Annotated in this window: 6 protein-coding genes and 1 pseudogene; 4 read left to right on the top strand and 3 right to left on the bottom strand. The window is 67.3% G+C overall.

Annotation, left to right across the window (positions count from 1 at the left end; all coding sequences use genetic code 11):
• From Q0A15_RS04610 to ribH, 4 genes are all read left to right on the top strand, one after another.
• The coding region (locus Q0A15_RS04610) for a dihydrofolate reductase family protein (RefSeq protein ID WP_291278354.1) at positions 1-362 on the top strand (362 nt) is incomplete at its 5' end.
• A gap of 77 nt (positions 363-439) precedes the next feature.
• Positions 440-1150 (top strand): riboflavin synthase, encoded by a 711-nt coding sequence (locus Q0A15_RS04605; protein WP_291278353.1) that lies wholly within the window; start codon positions 440-442, stop codon positions 1148-1150.
• On the top strand, positions 1147-2550 hold the full coding sequence (gene ribB, locus Q0A15_RS04600; protein ID WP_291278352.1) for a 3,4-dihydroxy-2-butanone-4-phosphate synthase: 1404 nt from the start codon (positions 1147-1149) through the stop codon (positions 2548-2550). Before Q0A15_RS04605 ends, ribB begins: the two co-directional genes overlap by 4 nt.
• Positions 2551-2552: 2 nt before the next feature.
• Positions 2553-3065: a 6,7-dimethyl-8-ribityllumazine synthase gene (gene ribH, locus Q0A15_RS04595; protein ID WP_291278351.1), complete on the top strand. Its 513-nt coding sequence runs from the start codon at positions 2553-2555 to the stop codon at positions 3063-3065.
• A 166-nt stretch (positions 3066-3231) separates the two neighbouring features.
• On the opposite strand, the gene Q0A15_RS04590 is transcribed toward ribH, so the two are convergent.
• The 3 genes and pseudogenes from Q0A15_RS04590 to Q0A15_RS04580 all read right to left on the bottom strand — a co-directional run.
• A complete protein-coding gene (locus Q0A15_RS04590) occupies positions 3232-3570 on the bottom strand; it encodes a P-II family nitrogen regulator (protein WP_291278350.1) in 339 nt (112 codons plus the stop codon).
• A gap of 2 nt (positions 3571-3572) precedes the next feature.
• A complete protein-coding gene (locus Q0A15_RS04585; protein ID WP_291278355.1) occupies positions 3573-4892 on the bottom strand; it encodes an ammonium transporter in 1320 nt (439 codons plus the stop codon).
• A 407-nt stretch (positions 4893-5299) separates the two neighbouring features.
• Positions 5300-5757: pseudogene (locus tag Q0A15_RS04580) on the bottom strand (signal recognition particle-docking protein FtsY); the annotation flags it as partial.

Raw genomic sequence — 5757 nt, 5'->3', positions numbered from 1 at the left:
TGATCGGCGAGCGCGAACTCCCTACGGACTCGACTTTGGCACGCCGTGAGGATCTTCTCCACTACCGGTCGGGCGGCTCAGGTGATGCGGCGTATCTGCACCATGTTCTGTCGATCCTGGGTACGCGAGGACACGAGCACGTGCTCGTGGAGGGTGGCCCGACGCTGGTCGGCGCCTTCCTCGACGCCGGTCTCGTGGATCACCTGATGGTCTTCACCGCTCCCCTGCTGTTGGGGGGCGGGCTTCCGGGTCTGCGTGTGGGTCCCGTGTCCACTCTCGCGGAGGCGCGCCGGATGCGCATGGACCCTGCGTCCCCACCTGAGGTCCTCGGTGACGACGTGCTCACCCACTTCGTGCCATGACCCGGCCTGAACGACGACGACCACGACCACACCGAACTCCAGTTCCACCCCATCCACCAGAAGGAGACCAGCGCATCATGTTCACCGGAATCGTCCAAGGCCTCGGAACCGTCATCTCGCTGACCCGGCATCCCGACGGCAGCGCCGTGCTGCGGCTGCACGCCGGCCTGCTGGCCCACGACCTCCCCGCCGGCGGCTCCTTGGCCGTCAACGGGGTCTGCCTGACCGCGTTACCTCACGACGCCGAAGCTACGGCCGCCCGGACTCTGACCACGGAAACCGATGCCGATGCCGCGGACGGCTGGGACTTCGCGGCCGACGTCATGGGTGAGACGCTCTCGTTGACGTCTCTTGGAGCGCTGTTGCCTGGGGACCGCGTCAATCTGGAGCGGGCGCTGCGCCCCACCGATTCCTTGGACGGACACGTGGTGCAGGGCCATGTTGACGGCACCGGTTCCCTGGTACGGCGCACGGATCATGCCCGATGGGTGGTGCTTCGATTCGCGGTGCCCCGGACTCTGGCACCGTTCACGGCCTTGAAGGCGTCCGTGGCGGTGGACGGGGTGAGCCTGACCATCTCCGGCGTGAGCGACCCGGATGCCGACGAGTATGCCGCGACGGCCGGAAGGCACTGGTTCGAGGTCAGCCTCATCCCCGCCACGCTCTCAGAGACGACGCTGGGACACCTGGGAATTGGAGCCATCGTCAATCTGGAGGTCGACGTCATGGCCAAGTACGCCGCACGGTTGGCCGCGTTCTCTGCACACGGTCAGGAGGTTCTGGCATGAGTGTCACAACGGCCACATCTCGCCTCTCCTCCATCGGGGACGCCTTGCGGGCGCTGCGGGCCGGGCGTCCGGTCATCGTGGTGGATGCAGAGGACCGGGAGAACGAGGGCGACCTGATCATGCCTGCCGACACGCTCACTCCGGAGTGGATGGGCTTCGTGGTCCGCTTCACCTCCGGTGTGGTGTGTGTTCCGCTACCCCGCGAGCGGGCCGAGGCCCTGGGTTTGGATCCCATGGTGGAGACCAACCAAGATCCCAAGGGGACCGCGTATACGGTCAGCTGCGACGCGGTTGATGGTGTGAGCACCGGTATCAGTGCGGCCGACCGCACCACAACGGTGCGCACACTGGCCGATCCGGGCGCGTCGGCCGGGGATCTGTCCCGGCCGGGTCATGTTTTCCCGTTGATCGCCCGTGACGGCGGCGTCCTGGAACGTCCCGGTCACACCGAGGCGGGCGTGGACCTGGCGCAGCTGGCCGGCTTCGCACCGGTGTCCGTCATCGCGGAGCTGGTCCACGACACCGGAGAGATGATGCGTCTGGACGCCCTGCTCGCCTTCGGGCGCCTCCATGGTCTCGAGGTCATCTCCATCGAGAACCTGATTGCGTTTCGTTTGGCTAGCCAGGCCGCATCCTCCGGCGGGTACGAGGACGTGAAGTGCTCCGAACTGGTCACCTTGCCGACTCCGTACGGCGACTTCCTCGTTCGGTCGTGGCGCGTCGGCGATGAGGAGCACCTGAGCCTCACGGCGCCGAGTCCCACCGTTTCGGGCCCCACGGTTTCGGGCCCCACATCCGGGAATGAGTCACCGCTGGTCCGGGTCCATTCCGAATGCCTCACCGGCGACGTCCTCGGATCGGGCCGGTGCGACTGCGGAGAGCAGCTTCAGCAAAGCCTGGAGCGCATCGCAGCCGAGGGCGGAACGTTGATCTACCTGCGCGGGCAGGAGGGGCGAGGCATCGGCCTGTTCAACAAGATCCGTGCCTACGCCCTGCAGGACCGGGGCCGGGACACCGTGGATGCGAACACGGATCTGGGGCTGCCTGTCGATGCCCGCGACTACTCGGCCGCGGCGGCGATCCTACACACTCTCGACCTGGATCGCGTCCGGCTGCTGACCAACAATCCCGCCAAGGTCTCCGCACTGGAGAACTTGGGCGTCCGCGTGGTGGCCCGTGTGGACCTCCAGGTCCCGGCCGGCCCCCACAACACGGGGTACCTGCGCACCAAACGAGTTCGCATGCACCACGCCCTGCACCCGCAGCACCTGCGCACGCCGCAGCGCTTCCCTTCACCGCAGAGCGTCGCTACACCACAGAACCTCGCCTCTTCACAGAGCCTCGATACACCGCACGGCCCCGCGACACCGCAGAGCCTCATCTCGGAAAGGACCGCCTGAACATGGCACACCACGGAGCACCACCTTCAGACCTCGCCGCGCTCTCCTCGACCGACCCAGCGTTGTCGCAATTGCGCTGCACCATCGTCGCTGCGTCGTGGCACACGCAAGTCATGGACGGCCTCATCGCAGGTGCCCTGCGTGCCGCAGAGGCGGCCGGGATCACGCCACGCGTGGTGCGAGTGCCCGGCTCGTTCGAACTACCCGTGGCCGCCCAGGCCGCCGCGGCCGGCTCGGACGCCGTAGTGGCCCTCGGCGTCGTGGTGCGGGGTGGGACGCCCCACTTCGACTACGTATGCAGTGCCGCCACCGACGGCCTCAACCGCGTGGCGTTGGACAGCGGCGTCCCGGTCGGATTCGGCCTGTTGACGTGCGACGACGACGCTCAGGCCCTGGACCGTGCCGGCCTGCCCGGTTCCCGTGAGGACAAGGGCTACGAGGCCTGCGAGGCCGCACTGGTCACGGCGCTGCGCCTACGGGACCTGATCGCCACATCGTCGCCCACCGGGGCGTGACTCCACCGCAGTGTGAAGCCACCGCCGCGTGACGCCACCAGGGCGTGAAGCCGCCGGAGCCCCAACCCGAAGGACCGGGCGCGAACGCGCCGACGGCGCCGGCCCCCGCTTGAGGGGGCCGACGCCGTCGGGCAGTGGGTGTGATGACTGAGGGGACGGACGCGGATCAGACCGCGGCGACGCCGCGCTCTCCGGTGCTGACCCGCAGCACCTCGTCCAGCGTGAGGACCCAGACCTTGCCGTCGCCCGGGTTGCCGGTGTTGGCCGCGCCGACGATGACATCCACGGCAGAGGCCGCTTCCGATTCATCAGCGATGACCTCGACGCGTACCTTGGGCACGGTGTCCACGGTGTAGTTGGCGCCTCGGTAGACCTCGACGTGGCCGCGCTGGCGGCCGAAGCCCGCGGCCTCGGAGACGGTCATGCCGTTCACTCCTGCGCTGGCCAGGGCCTCGCGTACTTCATCGAGCTTCTCGGGGCGGATGATCGCGGTGATGAGCTTCATGTTCACTTCTCCTCAGTGGTCACTGCGGGCTTGGCGATGTGGCCGGAGGTGGCCGGGTGCGGGACAAAGCGGGACCCGGTACCCAGACCACCGAACTCGTACGCAGTCTCAGCGTGGGAGCCCAGGTCGACACCGGAGACTTCCTGCTGGGGGCTGATGCGGAAGCCCATGGTCTTGTGGATCACGATACCGACCACGAAGGTGGCGATGGCGCACCAGACGATGGAGACGAGCGCCGCCACGAACTGGGACCAGAGCTGCTCCAGGCCGCCGCCGTAGAAGAGTCCGGTGTCCACGGCGATGAAGCCGAGGGCCAGGGTGCCCACCAGGCCCGAGACCAGGTGCACACCGACCACGTCGAGGGAGTCGTCGTAACCGAACTTGTACTTCAGGCCGACGGCCAGGGCGGAGAGGACGCCGGTGACCAGGCCGAGGCCGAGGGAGCCGACCGGGGTGATGTTGGCGCAGGCCGGGGTGATGGCCACGAGGCCGGCGACGATACCGGAGGCTGCACCCAGGGACGTGGAGTGCTTGTCACGGATGCGTTCCAGGAGCAGCCAGCCGCACATGGCAGCCGCGGGGCAGACCAGGGTGTTGACCCAGATCAGGCCGGCCTCGGCGGCGGTGCCGGCAGCGCCGGCGTTGAAGCCGAACCAGCCGAACCACAGGACTGCAGCGCCGAGCATAACGAACGGGATGTTGTGGGGACGCTGGCGGGGATCCGTGCCGAAGCCCTGACGCTTGCCGATGATGAGGGCCAGGACCAGGGCGGCCACACCGGCGTTGATGTGGACCACGGTGCCGCCTGCCCAGTCGATGGTGGGAACCAGGTGCTTGCCGATGAGGCCGTCCTCACCGAGCAGGCCGCCGCCCCAGACCCAGTGGGCCACGGGGATGTACACGACGGTCAGCCAGACGGGGGCGAAGATGGCCCAGGCGCCGAAGCGGGCGCGGTCGGCGATGGCGCCGGAGATCAGGGCAACGGTGATGATGGCGAAGGTGGCCTGGAAGCCCACATCGATGATGGTGTCCGCGTCGAGGTTGTCACCGAGCATGCCGTACATGCCGAAGTTCTCGAACGGATTGGCGAAGAGTCCGCCGATGTCCTGGTTGCCGAAGGCCATGGGGTACCCCCACAGGACCCAGACGGATCCGATGATGCCCACGGAGACGAAGGACATCATCATCATGTTCAGGGTGGCCTTGGCGCGGGTCATCCCGCCATAGAAGAAGGCCAGAGCCGGCGTCATGAGCAGAACCAAGCTCGCGGCGACGATCTTCCACGCCTGGTCTGCACTGAACAGGCTTGCGCGTTCAAGCATCTCGGGGTCGGCTTCCGCCAACAGAATGTGCAACGACTGCATACGTGTCCCTCCTCAAGGTCACGGGTGCAGCGGGGGTCGTGTCGGCGTCTGGCTCGACGTTCACCGGTGTGATGCTCCGGTTTCACTGGACGGATCCCCCGCTGGATCGAGTACAAGACTTCCGTGCCGGTGTTTCGATGTGAGCTGTACTACGTTTCTCGTTCGTTGCCATTTTTCGGACTCGGTGAACGCCTCATCACTGTCATGTGAAGGGCGTATTTCTTGACCGCTCGGACGGTGTCCTCCAGAGACCCCGGGCACAATGCACGACGGCGGTGGCCGCGTATCCGTGGATACGCGACCACCGCCGTGGGTGGGATGAGTGTGGGACCTAGGCTCCGCAAGGCCTCAGGTCGCTGGCGCCATCAGTCCAGGATGGCGTCCACGAAGGACTCGGGGTCGAAGGGGGCGAGGTCATCCGGGCCCTCGCCGAGACCGATGAGCTTCACCGGCACGCCGAGCTGACGCTGCATGGCCACGACGATGCCGCCCTTGGCCGTGCCGTCCAGCTTGGTGAGCACGATGCCCGTGATGTTGACGACCTCGGAGAACACCTTGGCCTGCTGCAGACCGTTCTGGCCGGTGGTGGCGTCCAACACCAGCAGCGCCTCCTGCACGGGGGCCTGCTTCTCGATGACGCGCTTGATCTTGCCGAGCTCGTCCATCAGGTTGGCCTTGTTCTGGAGGCGGCCGGCGGTGTCAACGAGGACCACGTCCACCTCCTGCTCAACTCCGGCCTTGACGGCGTCGAAGGCCACGGACGCGGGGTCTGCACCGTCCACGTCGGACTTGACGGTGGGCACGCCCACGCGGGAACCCCACG

The organism is Galactobacter sp., assembly GCF_022712295.1.
Lineage (GTDB): Bacteria > Actinomycetota > Actinomycetes > Actinomycetales > Micrococcaceae > Galactobacter.
This window is presented reverse-complemented; position numbering and strand designations above follow the sequence as displayed.